This window comes from Herbidospora galbida (assembly GCF_005233835.1).
GTDB classification, from domain to species: domain Bacteria; phylum Actinomycetota; class Actinomycetes; order Streptosporangiales; family Streptosporangiaceae; genus Herbidospora; species Herbidospora galbida.
On sequence record NZ_SZQA01000010.1, the window covers coordinates 43,576 to 63,683 of the forward strand.

Below are 20,108 nucleotides of genomic sequence, written 5' to 3' on the forward strand. Positions count from 1 at the left end.
GGACTGCAGCGATCAAGAAACCACTCAGAGAACGACAAAAGGCCCGGTCGTTAACGACCGGGCCTTCCGTCAGCTGGTGACCGCTTTAGGCGATCGAGCCGCTCCACAGGTTCGCAGCAGCCTTGTAGACGCCGAAGGTCTCACCGTCGAAGTACGGGGAAACCGAGGTGTCGTAACGGTTGTTCTTGTCGGTGTCGGAGACGCCGATCGTCACACCGTTCAGGTAGCCAAGGCGACGAGCGCTCTTGTACTGCGAGATCCAGGCGGAGCCCAGCGAGCCCTCACCGGTGAAGGAGGACTTCACGCCGATGATCTCCTCGGCCTTGATGTCCGACGCCTTGGCGGCGAACGTCTTGCCGTAGGTCCACTTGAGGGTGTGACCGGAGTAAGCGTGGTTCCCGTCCGGGTGCGAGCCGCTCGGGTAGCCGAACACGTAGACGTTCTGGCCGACCTTCTGGTTGTAGGCGAGGCCCTGGCCCCCGACGTTGTCGCCCAGGCGACCAGCGTCGTTCCACTTCCAGATGTAGTACTTGCCGCCGTCGATGAAGCGGATGTCGTACTGCAGCCACAGTTCCTTCGAGACTTCGACGAGACCGCCGAGGTCCTTCAGGGTCTTGACGTCCTTGAGGCCGCCGTGGGGCAGCTTCAGGCCGTTGTACACGGTGACGAACGCGTAGTTGCGGTCGCCGTCCTCGTACACGTCGAAGTCGTAGTGCGTGAACGCCTGCTTGCCGACGTAGATGCCCCACGGGGTCTTGCCCTGGTAGTAACCGGGGACGAAGACCCACTTGTCCAGGGTCGCCTTGTTGTTCACGACGTCGTAGACGCAGTGACCGGCGGTCGCGACAAGGTTCTTGTACGCGGCCTGGACCGAGGTGGCGGTGCACCAGTGCGACTTCTTGTCAGCGCCGATGAAGAACACCTTGCCCGTGGTCTTGGGCAGGTTGACGTTCTTCGAGGTGCTGGTGGTCTTCTTCTCGTCACCGATGGCGGGAACGATCCCCGGCTTGGTGTCGGCGGTCGGGCCACCGGTCGAGACGTGCTTCCCGACGACCTGGGTCTCCACGTCGTAGGGGGTCGCGCCCTTCAGCTGGGCCATGTTCTCGGCCCACCAGAAGGCGGCGATGTTCTTGGCCGCGATGCCAGTGTTGGCCAGCGGGGTGCTGACGACGTCACCGGCGGCGGCAGCCGGCTGGGTGACGAGAGCGGAGGCCAGCAGGCCCGCCGCAATGCCACCGAGGGCGAGAGTGCGCTTCATGGGGGAACTCCTTGGTCTGTACGTGGGCCGCGTCTTGCGTCCCATGCGTCAGGAAAGGGATGAGTGGACCTTACAGCCGATCTTGGGTGTGTCCGTAGCGATACCTGGGGCTCGTTGACGCGCTTGAGGCGTCGAGATATTTCCGTTATCCGACTGACTGGAAGTTGACAGGCTTGTAAGGATTGCCTCTGGTGTAGAAGCGCAGTTCGGATGCCCTTGATCCGCCCTCTGTGGGGGCGGAAGAAAACCACAAGGTTCTGTGAAGTTCCTGGGAATGTGATGTAAATCACTCGTGATCAATGGAACCGATCGGCGAGTTAACCCAACCTTTGCTGGAACGTGCAAAAACGACAAAAGACCCGATCGTAACGATCGGGTCTTTCGTCGAGCTGGACCGCTTAGGCGATCGAGCCGCTCCACAGGTTCGCAGCAGCCTTGTAGACGCCGAAGGTCTCACCGTCGAAGTACGGGGAAACCGAGGTGTCGTAACGGTTGTTCTTGTCGGTGTCGGAGACGCCGATCGTCACACCGTTCAGGTAGCCCAGACGACGGGCGCTCTTGTACTGCGACAGCCACGCGGAGCCCAGCGAGCCCTCACCGGTGAAGGAGGACTTGACGCCGATGATCTCCTCGGCCTTGATGTCCGAAGCCTTGGCCGCGAACGTCTTGCCGTAGCTCCACTTGAGGGTGTGGCCGGTGTAGGCGTGGTTGCCGTCCGGGTGCTTGCCGCTCGGGTAGCCGAAGACGTAGACGCTCTGGCCGATCTTCTGGTTGTACGCGAGGCCCTGGCCACCGACGTTGTCGCCGAGGCGACCGGCGTCGAAGAACTTCCAGACGTACCACTTGCCGTCCTTGAACTTCTTCAGCCAGTTCTCGTACTGGTGGGCGAGCTCCGGCGACACCTGGACCCAGCTGCCGATGTTCTCCGGCGTGACGTCCTTGAGGCCGCCGTGGGGCAGCTTCAGGCCGTTGTACACGGTGACGAACGCGTAGTTGCGGTCGCCGTCCTCGTACACGTCGAAGTCGTAGTGGGTGAAGGCCTGCTTGCCGACGTAGATGCCCCACGGGGTCTTGCCCTGGTAGTAACCCGGGATGAAGACCCACTTGTCCAGGGTCGCCTTGTTGCCCACGACGTCGTAGACGCAGTGACCGGCGGTCGCGACGAGGTTCTTGTACGCGGCCTGGACGGAGGTGGCGGTGCACCAGTGCGACTTGCCGTCAGCGCCGCGGAAGAACACCTTGCCCGTGGTCTTGGGCAGGTTGACGTTCTTCGAGACGCTGGTGACCTTCTTCTCGTCACCGATGGCGGGAACGATCCCCGGCTTGGTGTCGGCGGTCGGGCCACCGGTCGAGACGTGCTTCCCGACGACCTGGGTCTCCACGTCGTAGGGGGTCGCGCCCTTCAGCTGGGCCATGTTCTCGGCCCACCAGAAGCCCGCGATGTTCTTCGCCGCGATGCCCGTGTTGGCCAGCGGGGAGCTGACGACGTCGCCGGCGGCGGCGGCCGGCTGGGTGACGAGAGCGGTGGCCAGCAGGCCCGCCGCCACGCCACCGAGGGCGAGAGTGCGCTTCATGGGGGAACTCCTTGGTCTGTACGTGGGCCGCAGCTGCGTCCCATGCGTCAGGAAAGGGATGGCTGGACCTTACAGCGGCGATCTTCTGTGGCTGAAGAGCATTCCGAGGTTCGGTTGTAGCCCTGAGTGACGGATGCTTCTCCGTGATCCAAGTCACTTTCTGTTGACAGACATGTCAATGAGAACCGAGGAGCGGAAGCGCAGCTCTGCTGCCCGATGCGTGTGACGGGCGGGTGGCGAAGGGAACCACACCTTCCTGAGAAGATCATGGGAATGTGATGCAAATCACACGAGATCAATGGAACCCGTCGCGAACGGCAAAGGCCCGGCCTTATCGGCCGGGCCTGCACAGGTTCTTACTTGACTGATCGACCTTGACTAGGCGATCGAGCCGCTCCAGAGGTTGGCGGCCGCCTTGTAGACGCCGTAGGTCTCGCCGTCGAAGTAGGCCGAGACGCTCGTGTCGATGCGCTTGTTGCCGTCGGTGTCGGAGACGCCGCTCGTGAGACCGTTCAGGTAGCCGAGGCGGCGGGAGCTCTTGTACTGCGAGAGCCACGCCGAGCCCAGCGAGCCCTGGCCGGTGAACGACGACTTCACGCCGATCAGCTCTTCGGCCTTCACGGCCGACGCCTTGGCCTTGAACGTCTTGCCGTAGCTCCACTTGAGCGTGTGGCCGGTGTAGGCGTGGTTGCCGTCCGGGTGCGAGCCGCTCGGGTAGCCGAACACGTAGACGTTCTGGCCGACCTTCTGGTTGTAGGCCAGGCCCTGGCCGCCGACGTTGTCACCGAGGCGACCGGCGTCGGTGAACCGGATCACGTAGTACTTGCCCTTGATCGGGCCGGGCGAGCGGATGGCCTTGCTGTAGGTCTCCCACTCGGCCTTGGAGACTTCCTTGGTGTTCTCGGTCCGCATCCACTTGGCGAACTCGCTGCCCTTGGCGGGCAGGCCCGACGCCGGCGCCTTGAGGCCGTTGTAGACGGTCACGAACGCGTAGTTGCGGTCGCCGTCCTCGTAGACGTCGAAGTCGTAGTGGGTGTAGGCGGTCTTGCCGACGTAGATGCCCCAGGGGGTCTTGCCCTGGTAGTAGCCCGGCACGAAGACCCAGTAGTCGAGGGTGGCCTTATTGGTCACCGTGTCGTAGACGCAGCTGCCGGCGGTGGCGACCAGGTTCTTGTACTTCGACTGCAGCGAGGTGGCGGTGCACCAGTGGGGCTTGCCGTCGCCGCCGCGGAAGAACACCTTGCCGGTGGTGCGGGGGAGGTTGACGTTCTTCGAGGAGCCGCCGGACTTGGCCTCGTCGCCGATGGCGGGGACCGTTCCAGCCTTCCCGTCGGCCGCAGGGCCGCCGGTGGAGACGTGCTTGTTGACCTTGATGGTCGTCTCGGCGTTGTAGGGGGTCGAGCCGACCAGGTTCGCGTACTTGTTGGCGAACCAGTAGGCGACCACGTTCTTGGCCGCGAGCGACGTCTTGGCCAGGGAGTCGCTCGCCACGTCGCCGGCCGCCGAGGCGGGCTGGGTGACGAGGGCGGAGGCCAGCAGGCCGGCTGCCACACCGGAGAGGGCGAGGGTGCGCTTCAAGGCTTCTCCATGCGTTGGTAAAGGGACCGTCAGGACGATATGCGGGATGTTCCGCGTGTCCAAAGCGACTTCACCGCGCCTTTGGGGCCGTTGTGCACCTATTGCCGCAGGTGGGAACTTGACTGGCGGCAGTCGGATCTTGGTTCAGATGTGACCCGAATCACATTTTTCCATGGCACCGAAATCCGGCTATGTACGTCTAATTCCTCTTGGCATGAAAAAGGCCCGGCCGAGGACGGCCGGGCCTTCGTGTTAGGCGATCGAACCCGACCACAGGTTCGCCGCGTGCTTGTAGATGCCGTAGGTCTCGCCGTCGAAGTAGGGCGAGAGGCTGACGTCGATGCGGTCGTTGCCGTCGGTGTCGGAGACCGCGGCGGTGACGCCGTTCAGGTAACCCTTGCGGCTGGTGTTGCTGTACTTGTACATCCAGGCCGAGCCCGACGAGCCTTCGCCGGTGAAGCTGCACTTGACGCCGAGCAGCTCCTCCGCCTTGATGGCCGACGCCGAGGCCGGGAACGTGGTCCCGTAGCACCACTTCTGGGTCTGGCCCGTGTAGGCGTGGTTGCCGTCGGGGTGTGACCCGCTCGGGTAGCCGAAGACGTAGTCCTTCACGTTCTTCTTCTGGTTGTACGCGAAGCCCTGGCCGCCCACGTTGTCACCCAGCCGGCCGGCGTCGACGAACTTCCAGATGTAGTACTTCGAGCCGATCTTCTTCGTGTACTTGGAGACGATCCACGGGTAGCTGCCGTAGGAGCGGTACTTGTCCCACTCGCTCTTGGAGACCTTCTTCCAGTCGCCGTCGAGCGGGCCGCCGTCGTGCGGGGCCTTCAGGCCGTTGTAGACGGTGACGAAGGCGTAGTTCCGGTCGAAGTCCTCGTAGACGTCGAAGTCGTAGTGGGTGAAGGCCTGCTTGCCGACGTAGATGCCGTAGGGGGTCTTGCCCTGGTAGTAGGCCGGGACGAACACCCAATACTTCATCGTGGCGGCGTTCGACTCGGTGTCGTAGACGCAGTGCCCGGCGGTGGCGACCAGGTTCTTGTACTTCGACTGGAGCGAGGTGGCGGTGCACCAGCGGGGGTTCTTGTCGGCGTCCAGGAAGAAGACCTTGCCGGTGGTGCGGGGCAGGTTGACGTTCTTGGACGTGGTGGAGCCCGCGCCGCCGATCGGCGCGACCAGGCCGGGCTTGCCGTCGGCCGAGGGGCCGCCCTTCGACAGGTGCTTGGCGACGACCTTGGTCTCGACGTCGTAGGGGGTGGCGGCGTTCAGGTTGGCCTTCGCCTGGCCGTACCAGAAGGCGACGACGTTCCAGGCGGCGATGCCGCTGCCGGCCAGCGGGTCGGACGCCTCGTCGGGCGCGGCGCTGGCCGCGGACGGGACGGCCAGGGCCGCGCCGAGAAGGCCGGCGGTGGCGCCGAGGAGCGCGAGGTGCTTCGCTCGGGATCGCATGGTGGTGCTCCTTCATTACAGAGGGTGTGCTGTGATGAAGGTAGGTTCCTGCGCTTTATCTCCGCTTTATCGCCGGTTGCAGAGCGCTTACTAGCTGGTCGCCTGCTTGGCGGCCTGCTGGTAGACCCGGGCGGTCACCGCGTTGAAATAGGGGGAGGACGCAGCGTCGAGCTTGCCGTCGGCGTTGATGTTCCACGTCAGGCTGGTCACGCCGTTGAGGAACCCGGTCTTCTTCACCGGATCCCAGCCGAGCACCCACGGGCCGCCGCTCGCGCCCGCTGTGAAGGGGCACGGGTTGAGCAGGACGCCGTTCTCCAGCAGGTAGGTGGGGGCCGTCGCGGCGGTGGCCCTGGTCGTGCCGGAACAGGACCGGACGCTCTGGCCGTCGAAGGGGCGGGTGCCGTCGGGATGGGCGCCGGCCGGGTAGCCGAACACCGACACCGGGCGCGCGCGGCCCTTGGTCGAGGAGAACTGGAAGGCGCCGACCTTGTCTTCGAGTCGGCCGCCCTGCACCCGCTGGTCGCCCTTCCAGGTGAAGCCCTGGTAGACGGTCACGAACGCGTAGTCACGGTCGTAGTCGCCCGCGCCCGAGAAGTCCTCGTGAAGGTAGAGCGTGTGGCCGACGTAGATGCCGGCGTCGGTGGAGCCGCCCGCGTAGGACGGGATGAAGACCCAGTTCTCCACGGGCTTGTTCTGGCCCAGCGACCAGCCGCAGTGGCCGGCCGTGGCGACCAGGTTGCGGTTCTTGGAGTGGACGACCGAACCGGAGCACCAGTACTCCTTGTCGCCCAGCTTGAAGAAGACCTTGCCGACCATCGGCTGCTGCGAGGGCGCGGCGGCGCCGGTCGCCGTCGTCGCGCTCTCGCCGGAGAGTTCCGCCATCGAGGGGGCCTGCCGCGCCGCGGTGGACGGCTTGGAGGCCGGGACATAGGTGCTGGCCTCCTTGAGCCGCGCGGGCGTCCAGTAGGAGGAGACCTTCTGCATGTCGCCGCCGGCCGCCGCGAGGGGGTAGGCCATCACGCCCTTGCCGAGATGCTTCTCCGCCGGCGGGGCGGCCATCTTGGCGGAGACCTCCATCAGGGGCGCCGTGGGCGGGGCCGCGATGGCGGGCATGGAGGTCGGCGCCCAGATCGAGAGGAGCGCGGCGGCACCCAGCGCGGCGGCGGCGCCGCTCGCTGCAAGGGTGATCCGCCTGGTCATGGGGGCCTCTCGGGGTTCTCGTGACGGAGGTATCGATCGTAAGGGGTGATTTTTCCAGATCACCAGTGATCAGGCACAGGTTCTTGGCCGTCTCGTTATGAATTCGAGGGAACCGAACGGCCCTCTGGTCCGTCCGAGTAGATCGCGCCGAAGCTACGGCCCGCGTAAAAGGAAGCGCCCGGGAGACGAGGAACGTCTCCCGGGCGCGTGGTTCCATGGCCGTGTCTTTCGGGCGGATTCAGGGCGCGAGCCACGGCCGCCCTTCGGCCGTCCGCGTCTCGCTTACGCGGTCCAGCGGTTCGCCGCGACCTTGTAGACGTCGTAGGTCTCGCCGTTGAAGTACGGCGACGAGAGCCGGTCGTACCGGTCGTTGCCGTCGCTGTCCCAGGCGATGCTGTTGACGCCGTAGAGGTAACCGGAGCGGGTCTTGCTCTTGTAGTTCCAGAGCAGCGGGCCGCCGCTGGCGCCGGCGGTCATGCCGCACTTGATGCCGACGTGCTCCTGGACGTTGTACTTCGGCGCGGCCGGCATGGCCGAGGTCTGGCCGTAGCACCACTTCATCGTCTTGCCGCTGAACGGACGGTCGCCGTCCGGGTGCGGGCCGGCGGGGTAGCCGAACGAGAAGACGTTGGTCTTGGTGCTGCGGTTCCAGGTGAAGCCCTGGCCGCCGACGTTGTCGCCGAGGCGGCCGACGGCGGTCTTCACGAGCTTGTACTTGCCGTCGACCTTCTCCCAGCTGGCCTTGTAACCGGAGGCGACGTTGACGAACGCGTAGTCGTAGTCGTAGTCCTCCTTGACCACGAAGTCGTCGTGCGCCTGGTACCAGGTGGCCGGGTAGATGCCGTAGGGCGCCTTGCCGTTCCACGCCTGCGTGCCGTCCCAGTACGACGGGATGAACACCCAGTTGTCGTAGAAGCGGTTGCTCGCCGGGTCGTACACACAGTGCCCGGCGGTGGCCACGACGTTGCGGAACTTGCCCTGGATCGAGGTGCCGGAGCAGTACTTCCAGCTCCTCGGGTCGAGCGGGTTCTTGCCGGGCAGGGTGAAGAACACCCGGCCGACCGTGTTGGGCAGGTTGACCTGCTTGCTGGCGGGGGTGCCCGCCTTCTCGCCGCCGATCGGCGGGACCACACCGGCCTTGCCGTCGGGCTGGGGGGTGCTCGGACGGCCCGAGCCCTTGACCGCGTTGCCCAGTTCCTCGGTACGGTCCTTCGCGGCGCGGAGCCGGTCGGGGGTCCAGAACTGCGCCGCCGCGGCGGCCGTGGTGGGGGCCGCCTTCTGGGTCACGTCACTGGGGGCCGTGGCCGTGGCCGACGAGGCGGTGCCCACCGCGCCGAACGCGACCAGCGCGCCGGCGAGGGGGATGGAGAGACGTCGTGCTCGGGAGATCATCGAAGTCCTTTCCCTTGGGACGAATTGAGGGTGCGTCCCAAATACGTGGAAACAGCTCCGAACGTTAATGACGCGATCACGGGTAACGCCGCAGATATAACGAGAGGGCGGGGTCAATTGGCCTTAACGTTATTCATGCACTGCTGTTATGAATTGCGTTTCCGCAGGTGATCCCTGGTTTGCCGATTCGGTTTACGCATTATTCGCGGCCGGTCTCGGTCCCTTTTGTCACTCTGGTAACAGAGATAGAGTAATGTTCTGCCATGATCGCAGTCACGGCCTCGCAGACCGATCCGAACGACCCGCTGAAGGGTCTGACCGTGGGCGAGCGGCCCGAGCCCGCCGTCCCCGACGGCTGGACGACGGTGACCGTCCGCGCCACCGCGCTCAATCACCACGACCTGTTCACCCTCCGCGGGATCGGCATCAGCCCCGACCGGCTGCCGATGACGCTCGGCTGCGACGCGGCCGGCGTCGACGAGGCGGGCAACGAGGTCATCGTGCACGCCGTCATCGGCGAGCCGGTCAACGGCGACGAGACCCTCGACCCCCGGCGGACCCTGCTGTCGGAGCTCCACCAGGGCACCTTCGCCGAGAAGGTCGTGGTGCCCCGGCGGAACCTGGTGCCCAAACCGGCGGCGTTGAGCTTCGAGCACGCGGCGTGCCTGCCGACGGCGTGGCTGACGGCCTACCGGATGCTCTTCGAGAAGGCGGGCCTGGAGCCCGGCTCGACCGTGCTCGTGCAGGGCGCCGGCGGCGGCGTCTCGACCGCGCTGATCGCCCTGGGTCGGGCGGCCGGCTACCGGATGTGGGTGACGAGCCGCTCCGGCGACAAGCGCGAGAAGGCCCTCGACCTGGGCGCCGACCAGGCCTTCGAGACGGGCGCGCGGCTGCCCGAGCGGGTCGACGCGGTCATGGAGAGCGTGGGGGAGGCGACGTGGGACCACTCGATCGCGTCGCTGCGCCCCGGCGGGAAGGTGGTGATCTGCGGCGCGACCAGCGGAATGGTCGCCCCCACCAAGCTGGCCCAGGTCTTCTTCCTGCAGAAGCAGATCATCGGCTCGACGATGGGCACCCGCGACCAGCTCGGCCGCCTCGCCACCTTCCTGGCCCAGACGGGCGTGCGCCCGCTGGTCGACCGGGTGCTCCCGCTGACCGAGGCCCGCGAGGGCGTGGCGGCCATGGCCGGGGGCGACGTCTTCGGAAAGATCGTCTTCACTCTCTAGGACGACTGGGGCACGCCCCCGCGTCCCCGTGACCGGGCGATCCGGGCGCGGCCGGTCGGCGCCGGTTACGGGGAGGCCGGGCGTCGGCGGGCGGGGCCGGCCGGGCGGAGCCGTAACGGAAGCAGAGAAGAGACCAGGAACGGCTCGAGAGACCGCACACGACGCACACGCGAGCTCCACCCATCTGACTCAGTCGCCCGGGTCGAGGATCGCCTTCAGGCGGGCCGCGGCCTCGTCGAGGACCGCCTTGCAGGCCGCCAGGTCATCGTCGCCGAGCCGGGTGTCGGCCGCCTCCGAGCGGACGTCGGCGACGAAGTCGGCCAGATACTGGCCCAGCTCGGCGTCGTTGGCCGTGGCCCGCTCGTCGTCGGTGGTGCCGTTGGGGGGCGTCGGGAAGCCCGTCATGGCCCAGGTGTCGGTCCAGATGCGCTGCCACTCGACCTTCCAGCGTTCCGACTCCGCCTTCCACTGCTGCTTCTGGCGGGACCATTCGGCCTTCTGCCGGTCGCGCTGGCGCTTCCACTCCTCGCGCGTGTCGCGCGCCGAGCCGGTCGTCTCGTGGTTGATGTTGCGGGCCATCGTGGTCAGCTCGTGGCGCAGGGAACGCACCGTCTGGCGGACGTCCTCCTTGACCTCGCGGGCGATGTCCTGGACCGAGGCGGTGATCTCGCGTTCCAGGTCGGCGAGCTCGTCGAGGCGGGCGTTCAGTTCGGCGCGGCCCTTGTCGGTGAGGGTGAAGACCTTCTTGCCGTCGACGACCTCGTGGGTGACCAGGCCCTCCTCCTCCAGCCGCGCCAGGCGCGGGTAGATCGTGCCGGGGGAGGGGGAATAGACGCCGAGGAAGCGGTCCTGCAGCAGGCGGATGACCTCGTAGCCGTGGCGCGGGCTCTCCTCCAGCAGCTTGAGCAGGTAGAGCCGGAGCCTGCCGTGGCCGAAGACGGGACTCATTCTGTTTCCTTACTGAGCAGGGTCACGCCGCCCGAGACGGTGGTCGCGCTGAGGGTGGCCATGCCGCCGCCGAGGCGCCCCGTGAGGGTCTTGGTGCCGGGGTGGCCGTTGTAGGTGAGACCCGGGAAGGCGGACTCCAGGCTGCCCGACATCGAGCGGAAGGTCACGTCGCTGTCGGTGGCGCGCGGGAGCCGTACCCAGATCGAGCCCGAGACCGTGTTGAGGGTCACGTGGCCGGTCGGGCCGAGCGTCAGGTCGGCGGTGATGTCGCCGTTCACGGTGTTGCCGCGCAGGCGGCGGGGCGTGCCGTCGGCGACGGTCAGCTCACCCGAGACGCTGGTGAACGACAGGTCGCCGGCCAGGGCGCGGCTCTCCACCGACCCCGAGACGGTCTCGGCGTGGACGTCGCCGCTGACGCCGTCGAGCACGATGCCGCCCGAGACGCTGCGCACCCGGGTGCGGCCCTCGAAGCCGGCGACGACCGCTCCGGCGGAGATCACCCCCGCCTCGACCCGGCAGGTCTTCGGCACGGTCAGCGTGGCCACGCAGCGGCGCCCGCCGCCGGGCCGCAGCCAGCCGAGAACGCCCTCCCAGCTCAGGTCGCCGTAGCTGACCGTGAGGTGGCCGTCTTCGTGGTCGACGACCAGGGGGTCGCTGCCGATCTCGCTGATCTCCAGGCTGGGCGGGCCGTCGCTGGCCAGCACCGCGAGGTGGCCCGCCACGATGCGCACGCTCAGCCGGTCGACCGGATCGAACGTGAGCTGGTCGGGTTGGTCGATGGTCCATCTCGGCATGACGCCGCCCCTTCCACGAATGCCTACAAACACGATATGTCGCGTTCGTGGAAAGTCAAGATGTATCGCGTTCAGTCCTCGTCGTCGTCGAGCCGGGCCAGCCAGGTCGCCAGGCGTTCGACCGGGGTCTCGAACTCGGGGTTGAGGTCGACGAACTCGCGGAGCCGCTCGGCCAGCCAGACCATCTGCACCTCCTCCTCGCCCCGGCGTTCGACGAGTTCCTCGATGCCCCTGTCGGTGAAGTACATGGATATCCGCTCCCGGAAACGGCGAGAGGCCCCCCGCAGTGGAGGGCCTCCCGCTGGGTGTGACGTGTCTAGCCGAAGATCTCGGTGACGATGGCGTGGAGTTCGTTGTCGTGGGTGCTGTGGGAACCGGCGGCCGGCGAGGAGTTCGCCGCCCGCGAGACCCGCCGCAGCCGACGGCCGTCGATGACCTCGGGCCGCTCGGTCAGCTTCAGCGCCAGGTAGGGCCACGGGCCCATGTTGACCGGTTCGTCCTGCGCCCAGATGAGCTCGACGTCGTCGGCGTAACGGGCCAGTTCGGCCTTCAGCGGCTGCTCGGGGAACGGGAAGAGCCGCTCCATCCGGACGACCGCCGTGTCGGTGTGCCCGCCCTTGTCGCGTGCGGAGGCCAGATCGTAGTAGATCTTGCCGGAGCACAGGACGACCTTCCGGACGCCCGCCGGGTCGACCGTGGTGTCACCCAGGATCGGCTGGAAGGTGCCGGAGGTGAACTCCGACGCCGCCGACGCCGCCGCCTTGTGGCGCAGCAGCGACTTGGGCGTGAACACGACCAGCGGCTTGCGCCGGTCGGCCAGCGCCTGCCAGCGCAGCAGGTGGAAGTAGTTCGCCGGGGTCGTCGGCTGGGCCACGGTCATGTTGTCGAGCGCGCAGACCTGCAGGAAGCGCTCGATGCGGGCCGAGGAGTGGTCGGGACCCTGACCCTCGTAGCCGTGCGGCAGCAGCAGCACGACCGACGACCGCTGGCCCCACTTCTGCTCACCGGACGAGATGAACTCGTCGATGATCGACTGGGCGCCGTTGACGAAGTCGCCGAACTGCGCCTCCCACATGACCAGAGCCTCGGGCCGGACCACGCTGTAGCCGTATTCGAAGCCCAGCGCCGCGAACTCGCTCAGCAGCGAGTCGTAGACGTAGAACTTCGTGACGCCCTCGTTGAACGTCTTCAGCGGGGTGTGGTCTTCGCCGGTGACCCGGTCGACCAGCACCGCGTGGCGCTGACCGAAGGTGCCGCGCCGCGAGTCCTGCCCCGCCAGGCGGACGGGGTGGCCGTCGAGCAGGAGCGAACCGAACGCCAGCGTCTCGCCGGTCGCCCAGTCGATCGCGTCCTCCTCGATCATCGCGCCGCGCCGCTGGAGCACCGGGTTGAGCCTCGGGTGGACGGTGAAGCCCTCGGGCAGCGTGAGCTGCGTGTCGATGACCCGCTTGACGGTCTCCTCGGAGATGGCCGTCTTGGTGTCGTCGTGGCTCCACTCGATGAGCTCGTCGGTGGGCGGCTTGACGACCGCGCCCTCTTCGAGCGGCTTCTTGGCGGCCTCGCGGGTCTCGGTGAAGGCCCGCTCCAGCTGCTCCTGGTAGTCGCGCAGCGCCTGCTCGGCCTCTTCGACCGTGATGTCGCCGCGGCCGATCAGGGCCTCGGTGTAGAGCTTGCGGGTGGAGCGCTTGGCGTCGATCAGGTCGTACATGAGCGGCTGGGTGAAGCTCGGGTTGTCGGCCTCGTTGTGGCCGCGGCGCCGGTAGCAGATCATGTCGATCACGACGTCCTTGCGGAACGCCTGGCGGTATTCGTAGGCCAGCTTGCCGACCCGGACGACCGCCTCGGGGTCGTCGCCGTTCACGTGGAAGATCGGCGCCTGGATCATGCGCGCGACGTCGGTGGCGTACACCGACGAACGCGAGGCCTCCGGGCTGGTGGTGAAGCCGACCTGGTTGTTGACCACGATGTGGACGGTGCCGCCGGTGCGGTAGCCGCGCAGCTGCGACAGGTGCAGCGTCTCGGCCACCACGCCCTGGCCCGCGAAGGCCGCGTCGCCGTGGATCAGCACCGGCAGGACGGTGAAGCCCTCGGGGCCCATCTCCAGCAGGTCCTGCTTGGCGCGCACGACGCCTTCGAGGACGGGGTCGACCGCCTCGAGGTGGGACGGGTTGGCGACGACCGACGCCTTGATCCGCTTGCCCGACGGCGACACGAAGTCGCCGTTGGCGCCCAGGTGGTATTTCACGTCGCCCGAGCCGTGGGCGCTGCGCGGGTCGAGGTTGCCCTCGAACTCGCCGAACACCTGGGCGTAGGACTTGCCGACGATGTTGGCCAGCACGTTGAGACGGCCGCGGTGGGCCATGCCGATGACGACCTCGTCGAGCGACTCGTCGGCCGCCGACGCGATCACCGAGTCGAGCAGCGGGATCAGCGATTCGCCGCCTTCGAGCGAGAACCGCTTCTGGCCGACGTACTTCGTCTGCAGGAAGGTCTCGAACGCCTCGGCGGTGTTGAGCCGCGCCAGCACGTGGAGCTGCTCGTCGCGGTCGGGCTTGGCGTGGGGCTTCTCGACCCGCGCCTGGATCCAGGCCCGCTCCTCGGGGTTCTGGATGTGCATGTACTCGATGCCGACGGTGCGGCAGTAGGAGTCGCGCAGCACGCCCAGGACCTCGCGCAGCGTCATCAGCGCCCGGCCGCCGAAACCACCGGTCGGGAACTCGCGCTCCAGGTCCCACAGGGTGAGGCCGTGCTTGGTGATGTCGAGGTCGGGGTGCTTGCGCTGGCGGTATTCCAGCGGGTCGGTGTCGGCCATCAGGTGACCGCGCACGCGGTAGGCGTGGATCAGCTCGATGACGCGGGCCGACTTGGCGACGTCGTCGTCGTGGGAGGCCGACACGTCGGCGGTCCAGCGGACCGGCTCGTACGGGATCCGCAGCGACTCGAAGATGTCGTCGTAGAAGTCGTCGGCGCCCAGCAGCAGCTGGTGGATGCGCCGCAGGAAGTCACCCGACTGCGCACCCTGGATGATGCGGTGGTCGTAGGTGCTGGTGAGCGTCATGACCTTGCTGATGGCCAGCCGCGAGAGCGTCTCGCCCGAGGCGCCCTGGTATTCGGCCGGGTATTCCATCGCGCCGACGCCGATGATCGTGCCCTGGCCGGGCATCAGGCGCGGCACCGAGTGGACCGTGCCGATGGTGCCGGGGTTGGTCAGCGAGATCGAGGTGCCCTGGAAGTCGTCGACGCCGAGCTTGCCCGAGCGGGCCTTGCGGACGATGTCTTCGTAGGCCATCCAGAAGTGCTGGAAGTCGAGCGTCTCGGCGGCCTTGATCGACGGCACCAGCAATTGGCGCGTTCCGTCGCTCTTCTGGACGTCGATCGCCAGCCCCAGCCCGACGTGCTCGGGCCGGACGATCGCCGGCTTGCCGTCGATCTCGCCGTAGGCGTAGTTCATCTCCGGCATGGCCTCGAGAGCCCGCACGATGGCGTAGCCGATGAGGTGGGTGAAGGAGATCTTGCCACCGCGCCCACGGGACAGGTGGTTGTTGATCACGATCCGGTTGTCGATCAGCAGCTTGGCCGGCACGGCCCGCACGCTCGTCGCGGTCGGGATCGCCAGCGACGCCTCCATGTTGAGGGCGGTGCGGGCGGCGGCGCCGCGCAGCTTCTCCTCGACCGCGCCGACGGGCGGTTTCGGCGCCTCGGTCTTGGCGGCGGCCGGCTTCTCGGGAGCCTTGGCAGGAGCGGCCTTCTTCGGCTCCGCCTTCGGCTGCGGGGGAGCGGTGGGTGCGGCGGGAGCGGGAGCGGCGGCCTGCGTCGCGTCGCCCGGCGGGGCGACCTTGCCCTGCCCGTTGTAATCCGCGAAGAAGTGCCACCAGGCCTTGTCAACCGACTCGGGGTCCTGAAGGTACTTTTGGTACAGCTCGTCGACAAGCCATTCGTTCTGTCCGAAGCTTGCCAGCGGGTTTGTCCGCGACGACTCAGACGACACGGCGGAAATCGCCCTCTTCCGCAGATCGGCGTTGATGTAAAGGAACCTGTCCAAGGCTACTCGTCCAGCCAGGTGACGAGAGCCGTCCGGCGCGTGGCTCCCGCTTATGCTCCCAGGACTGTCCGAACTGGTCACGCACGGGTAGCCCCCCAGGATGGTAGAGGCACCCTCACCGGCTGGTCAGGGCGAGGTCCCCTTTTCGTCATATTGGTCGTAATTCTAGCCGATTGTGCGTGTTGAAGTTCGGACCTCGGGGCTGATCACCTGCAGCAATGTGACCAGTTCGGCGCCGGCGGTGGCCAGTTCCTCCATGGTCATCGGGGCCAGGCGCTCCAAAATGAAAATCGCGTCGACCGTGTCTTCGGTGATCCGGGTGCGGACGCCCTGACGCCAGTTCCAGCGGCGGCACGTCACTCCCGCGTCGTCGCGCCACACGACCTCGCCCGGGGCGGGGTCGCCCAGCACCTCGTCGGCCTTCTCGTCGCCGGTGGCCCGGACCAGCCGCGCGGGGCCCTCGTAGCGGCGCAGGTCTTCGCCGCCGATGGGGAGCGTGTGGCGTACGGAGATGGAGTTGTAGGCGTCGACGACCAGGTTGATCTCGGGCAGCGGCATGCGGCGGATCAGCGCGTCGACCGACGGGCGGGTGCGCTGGGGCTTGGCGCCGAAGGCGCGGTAGGCCTCGCGCCAGGCCTCGATCTTCTCGTGGTCGAGCGGCGCGGCCTGCGCCGACGCCTCGGCCAGCCACTTGCGCGACCGGTCGTCGGAGGGGCCGTTGACGAAGCCGACGGCCTCGACCAGGAGCACGGCGAAGTCGGGCCGCAGCGCGCGGACCGCCTCGTCGACGTGGATGTCGTTCAGCACAGGAGAAGAGTAGGGGCCCGTGGCTCCCCCGGATGAGCCACGGGCCCGGGGTCGGCTTAGGCGCAGGCCTTGCCGTTCAGGAGGAACAGGTCCGGCACCGGGTTGGCGCCCGGGGCGCCGACGCCGTTGAAGCCGAAGGTGATCGACGAGCCGGGGTGGATCTTCTTGTTGTGGGACAGGTTCTTCGCGGTCAGGGTCGCGCCCGACTGCGAGTAGTCGGCGTTCCAGCCGTGGTCGAGCTTCTGCCCGCCCAGGAACGACCACTTCAGGTTCCAGCCGTCGATCGCGGCGGTCCCGGTGTTCTTGATCGTCACCTGGGTCGAGAACCCGGTCTGCCACGTCCCGTGGATCTGGTAGGTCACGTCACACGAGCCGGGGGCCGTCACCGAGCCGTCGCCCTGGTCGGCGATGAAGGCCGAGATCCACGACAGCGGGGCGTTCCAGTTGATCGTCAGCTCGTTGGTCGCCCACGACTCGATGTGGTCGATGTAGCAGAACTGGGGCTTGCAGCCCTGCAGGTTGGTCTGCGCGATCGGGTCCTGGATGGCCGAGTTCGGGCCGCCCGCCAGGGTGCCCCGGGGCGGGTTGGGCAGGTCGGGGTTGAGCTGGTTGGCGTACCAGCGGGAGTGCTGGTTCTCGGAGTTGACCTCGCCGTAGCCCGTCACGTAGGAGATGTTCAGGGCGTTGCGGCCGAGGATGTAGTCGATGCCCTCCAGGACTCCGTCGAGGTACTTCTTCTGGCCGGAGATGTCGTACGCCGCCGCCATCACGACCATGTTGTTCAGGACGAGGTTGTTGGAGCCCCAGTCGAAGTCGGGCGGGTTGTACGGCAGGCCGTACGGATGCGCGTCGAGCGTGGCGAGGTACTTGTCGGCGCCTTCCAGCACCGAGGCGCGGACCGCCGCCCGGCCGGGCAGGTTGTTGGGCACCGTGGCCAGGTCGAGCCGGCCGAGCTGCGCCGTGGAGGCCCAGTCGAAGCCGCGCTCGCGCCACACGTCCGAGGTGTGCAGCGGCGAGTTCAGCACGGCGTCCCGGAAGACCGCCTCGCCGGTGGTGATGTAGAGCTCGGCGGCGGCCCAGTAGAACTCGTCGGTCACGTTGTCGTCGTTGTAGGCGCCGCCGCCCACGCCGTCGCCGGCGGAGGCGTAGATCGCCGGGTTGGCCTTGGCGGCCGTCCAGGCCTTGCGGGCGGCGGCCAGGTTCTCGGCCGCGAACGCCGCGTCGTAGGGCGCGAACAGGCGGGCGGCCTGGGCGGCCGTGGCGGCCAGGTTCAGCGTGGCGGCCGTGGAGACCGGGTGGAGCTCACGGGGCTGCGGGTCGAGGTGCGGCATCAGCGGCAGGCCGGTCCACGCGGCGTCGTGGATCTTGTGGTGGGCCATGCCGTCGGGGCGCTGCATCTTGAGCAGGAACTCCTGCTCCCAGCGGGCCTCGTCCAGGATGTCGGGAACGGCGTCGCCGCTCTCCGGGATCGCCAGCGAGCCGATGGTCTTGGCGGTGGCGGCGTTCTTGGTGCGCTCGAACTCGCTCATCAGCTGCCAGGCGGAGATGCCGCCGTTGACGACGTACTTGCCGTGGTCGCCGGCGTCGTACCAGCCGCCCGAGACGTCGAGGGAGTAGTCGCACACGCCGGGCTGACACGGGACGTTCGTGTCGCCCTGGTTGGGCGCGACGCCGACGTGCCCCGCCGGGCGGCCGTAGCCGGGGCGCAGCGCGTCGTCGATCGCGATGCCGCTGCGCTGGGTGTAGTAGAACTTCAGCGCGTCCAGCTTGAGCTGGGCGTAGGCGCTCGCCGAGATGTCGAACGGCCGGCTGGTCTCGCCGTCGGCGGTGAGGGTGTAGCCCTCGCCGGCGGTCGTGTACGCGCCGAAGTCGATGCTGTGGACGTTCTGGCCGGAGCTGGAGTCGACGCCGCGCGGGGTCGTCGAGCCGTCCGCCACGACCGTGCCGCCGTCGTTCTTGAGCTGCCAGGCCACGGCCTCGGTCGCGTCGGTGACGACGGTCGCGTTCTTGGGGCCGTTGGGCAGGTAGGCCACCTGGTTGACGCGCACCCGGGGGCCGGTGTCGGGCTCGTAGACCTCGGGCTCGGCGCCGCCGCGCAGCGACACGTCGTCGAGGCAGAAGCGCCACGGGGTCGCGCTGCCGCCGAGCTGGAAGGCGATCTGGGCGTTCGGCAGGCTGGTGGGCGGGGTGAAGGTGAACTCGTAGGAGTTGCCCGACACGCTCAGCTCGGGGTTGGCCGCGAAGAACGTCGTCCAGGGGTCGACCGGGAGCTGGATCAGCGCCCGGCCCACCCGCGAGGGCGTGGCCGAGGCGTAGAAGCGGTAGGCGTAGGTCTCACCGGCGACCAGCGGGATGCCGTCGAGGCCGATGATCGCGTCCCACGGGTTGGTCGTCGAGCCGGGGATGTCGGCGCACAGGCGGCCGTCCTCCAGTTCGACGGTGACGTTGCCGGTGTTCCACCAGGGCGCGGTGGAGGTCTCGAACGTCCCGTTGGGGATCTGCTCGGGGCCCTCGTCGGCGTACGCGGCGGTGACCGGTAACAGGAGCAGGGCCGCCGCGGCGAACACGGCGGTGAGGCGGGAGGGTCGCGTCAAAATGCACCTCGTCAGGTATGGGAGCGCTCCCATGGCTCAGGTGCACCTGATGTTTCCAATGGGTTTCACCGAGGGTCAAGAATCGCAGGTCGGCGCAGGTGGGCGACCTGCCGCGCGTCCGGATTGTCCGATGAAACTTTCAGCCACTAGAATTTTGTTCGGTACGTCGGACACAATCGACCCCGTGAGAAGACCAACCGAACCGGCCAGTCCCGCCCAGCACGCCGCCTGGCTGGCCGGTCGCCTCCCCGAGGTCGAACGCGTCCGCCCCGGCCTCTGGTCGATCCCCGTGCCGCTGCCCAATACGCCGCTGCGCTACGTGCTCGTCTACGCCCTCGAACTGCCCGGCGGCGTGGCGCTGATCGACGCGGGGTGGGACACCGAGGAGGCGTACGCGGCCCTCACGGCCGGGCTGAAGACGGCCGGCTACGACGTCACCGACGTCCGGGCGGTCCTGGTCACCCACATGCACCCCGACCACTACGGCCTGGCCGGCCGGGTCAGGGAGGACTCGGGCGCCTGGATCGGCCTGCACCCCGCCGACGCCCGGCTGCTGCGCGGCCGCTACGACGACCCCGAGGACCTGTCGGAGCGCGAACTCCGGCTGCTGCTCCGCAGCGGCATCCCGGAGGAGAAGGCCCGCGAGCTGGCGGGCTCGTCGATGGCGATCCGCCGGCTGGTCTCGGCCGGCGCCCCCGACCGGCTCATCGAGGACGGCACGCGGCTCGACCTGCCCGGCTGGGACCTGACCGCGATCTGGACGCCCGGCCACTCGCCGGGCCATCTGTGCTTCGCCGGCGAGGGGCTGCTCTTCTCGGGCGACCACGTGCTCGCCAAGATCACCCCGATGGTGGCCTTCCATCCGCAGTCGGCGCCCGATCCGCTCGCCGACTACCTCGACGCCCTGCGCGCGGTGGGCCGCCTGGACGTCGAGGAGGTCCTGCCCGCCCACGAGTACCGCTTCCCCGACCTGCTCGGCCGCGTCGAGTATGTGATCTCCCACCACCACGACCGGCTGGCCGAGATCGAGCGGGTGGTGTCCGGGGAGCCGGGCCTGACGTGCTGGCAGATCGCGACCCGGCTGACCTGGTCGCGGCCCTGGGAGTCGATCCAGGGGTTCCAGCTGCGGGCGGCCAACAACGAGACGCTCGCCCACCTGATCTATCTGGAGGCGAAAGGCCGGCTACGCGAGGAAAGAAACCTATATTACAAGTAGGAAATAAGTGCTACATTCGAGGCCATGAGCCTG

At 67.8% G+C, this 20,108-nt stretch carries 14 protein-coding genes; 2 read left to right on the forward strand and 12 right to left on the reverse strand.

Annotated features, from left to right (window positions below; translation table 11 throughout):
- Nucleotides 1-85: 85 nt before the first annotated feature.
- The 6 genes from FDA94_RS12820 to FDA94_RS12845 form a co-directional block, all read right to left on the reverse strand.
- Entirely contained in the window at nt 86-1,258 is a 1,173-nt protein-coding gene (locus FDA94_RS12820; protein ID WP_137247292.1) for a trypsin-like serine peptidase, read from the reverse strand.
- 398 nt (nt 1,259-1,656) lie between these two features.
- Nucleotides 1,657-2,832, reverse strand: a complete 1,176-nt coding sequence (locus FDA94_RS12825) for a trypsin-like serine peptidase (protein WP_137247293.1) — start codon at nt 2,830-2,832, stop codon at nt 1,657-1,659.
- Nucleotides 2,833-3,210: 378 nt separating this feature from the next.
- A complete protein-coding gene (locus FDA94_RS12830; RefSeq protein ID WP_137247294.1) occupies nt 3,211-4,410 on the reverse strand; it encodes a trypsin-like serine peptidase in 1,200 nt (399 codons plus the stop codon).
- Nucleotides 4,411-4,662: 252 nt separating this feature from the next.
- The gene (locus FDA94_RS12835; protein ID WP_137247295.1) at nt 4,663-5,856 is read right to left on the reverse strand and encodes a trypsin-like serine peptidase; all 1,194 of its coding nucleotides are present in this window, start codon (nt 5,854-5,856) and stop codon (nt 4,663-4,665) included.
- A 90-nt stretch (nt 5,857-5,946) separates the two neighbouring features.
- A complete protein-coding gene (locus FDA94_RS12840; protein WP_137247296.1) occupies nt 5,947-7,056 on the reverse strand; it encodes a trypsin-like serine peptidase in 1,110 nt (369 codons plus the stop codon).
- Nucleotides 7,057-7,338: 282 nt separating this feature from the next.
- On the reverse strand, nt 7,339-8,448 hold the full coding sequence (locus tag FDA94_RS12845; protein ID WP_137247297.1) for a trypsin-like serine peptidase: 1,110 nt from the start codon (nt 8,446-8,448) through the stop codon (nt 7,339-7,341).
- Nucleotides 8,449-8,711: 263 nt separating this feature from the next.
- On the opposite strand from FDA94_RS12845, the gene FDA94_RS12850 reads away from it, so the two are divergent.
- Nucleotides 8,712-9,674, forward strand: coding sequence for a zinc-binding dehydrogenase (locus tag FDA94_RS12850; RefSeq protein WP_137247298.1), 963 nt, complete (start codon nt 8,712-8,714; stop codon nt 9,672-9,674).
- A 189-nt stretch (nt 9,675-9,863) separates the two neighbouring features.
- Here FDA94_RS12850 and FDA94_RS12855 read toward each other — a convergent pair whose 3' ends face one another.
- The 6 genes from FDA94_RS12855 to FDA94_RS12875 all read right to left on the reverse strand — a co-directional run bounded on the left by FDA94_RS12855 (nt 9,864) and on the right by FDA94_RS12875 (nt 18,859).
- Nucleotides 9,864-10,622 carry a PadR family transcriptional regulator gene (locus FDA94_RS12855; protein WP_137247299.1) on the reverse strand — a complete coding sequence of 253 codons (759 nt, stop codon included), beginning with the start codon at nt 10,620-10,622 and terminating at the stop codon, nt 9,864-9,866.
- A complete protein-coding gene (locus tag FDA94_RS12860) occupies nt 10,619-11,416 on the reverse strand; it encodes a DUF4097 family beta strand repeat-containing protein (protein ID WP_137247300.1) in 798 nt (265 codons plus the stop codon). Before FDA94_RS12860 ends, FDA94_RS12855 begins: the two co-directional genes overlap by 4 nt.
- A 71-nt stretch (nt 11,417-11,487) precedes the next feature.
- Nucleotides 11,488-11,664: a DUF6104 family protein gene (locus FDA94_RS39095; protein ID WP_170990908.1), complete on the reverse strand. Its 177-nt coding sequence runs from the start codon at nt 11,662-11,664 to the stop codon at nt 11,488-11,490.
- 68 nt (nt 11,665-11,732) lie between these two features.
- Nucleotides 11,733-15,404 carry a multifunctional oxoglutarate decarboxylase/oxoglutarate dehydrogenase thiamine pyrophosphate-binding subunit/dihydrolipoyllysine-residue succinyltransferase subunit gene (locus tag FDA94_RS12865; RefSeq protein WP_137247393.1) on the reverse strand — a complete coding sequence of 1,224 codons (3,672 nt, stop codon included), beginning with the start codon at nt 15,402-15,404 and terminating at the stop codon, nt 11,733-11,735.
- 219 nt (nt 15,405-15,623) lie between these two features.
- Nucleotides 15,624-16,265, reverse strand: a complete 642-nt coding sequence (locus FDA94_RS12870) for a B3/B4 domain-containing protein (protein WP_062342200.1) — start codon at nt 16,263-16,265, stop codon at nt 15,624-15,626.
- Nucleotides 16,266-16,321: 56 nt separating this feature from the next.
- On the reverse strand, nt 16,322-18,859 hold the full coding sequence (locus tag FDA94_RS12875; RefSeq protein ID WP_246059818.1) for a glycoside hydrolase family 9 protein: 2,538 nt from the start codon (nt 18,857-18,859) through the stop codon (nt 16,322-16,324).
- 184 nt (nt 18,860-19,043) lie between these two features.
- On the opposite strand from FDA94_RS12875, the gene FDA94_RS12880 reads away from it, so the two are divergent.
- Nucleotides 19,044-20,075, forward strand: a complete 1,032-nt coding sequence (locus FDA94_RS12880) for an MBL fold metallo-hydrolase (RefSeq protein ID WP_246059821.1) — start codon at nt 19,044-19,046, stop codon at nt 20,073-20,075.
- The last annotated feature ends 33 nt before the right edge of the window (nt 20,076-20,108 follow it).

Coding starts and splice junctions, on each gene's coding strand:
- FDA94_RS12820 (WP_137247292.1), bottom strand. CDS start 1,258: ATGAAGCGCACTCTCGCCCTCGGTGGCATTGCGGCGGGCCTGCTGGCC.
- FDA94_RS12825 (WP_137247293.1), bottom strand. CDS start 2,832: ATGAAGCGCACTCTCGCCCTCGGTGGCGTGGCGGCGGGCCTGCTGGCC.
- FDA94_RS12835 (WP_137247295.1), bottom strand. CDS start 5,856: ATGCGATCCCGAGCGAAGCACCTCGCGCTCCTCGGCGCCACCGCCGGC.
- FDA94_RS12840 (WP_137247296.1), bottom strand. CDS start 7,056: ATGACCAGGCGGATCACCCTTGCAGCGAGCGGCGCCGCCGCCGCGCTG.
- FDA94_RS12845 (WP_137247297.1), bottom strand. CDS start 8,448: ATGATCTCCCGAGCACGACGTCTCTCCATCCCCCTCGCCGGCGCGCTG.
- FDA94_RS12850 (WP_137247298.1), top strand. CDS start 8,712: ATGATCGCAGTCACGGCCTCGCAGACCGATCCGAACGACCCGCTGAAG.
- FDA94_RS12855 (WP_137247299.1), bottom strand. CDS start 10,622: ATGAGTCCCGTCTTCGGCCACGGCAGGCTCCGGCTCTACCTGCTCAAG.
- FDA94_RS12860 (WP_137247300.1), bottom strand. CDS start 11,416: ATGCCGAGATGGACCATCGACCAACCCGACCAGCTCACGTTCGATCCG.
- FDA94_RS39095 (WP_170990908.1), bottom strand. CDS start 11,664: ATGTACTTCACCGACAGGGGCATCGAGGAACTCGTCGAACGCCGGGGC.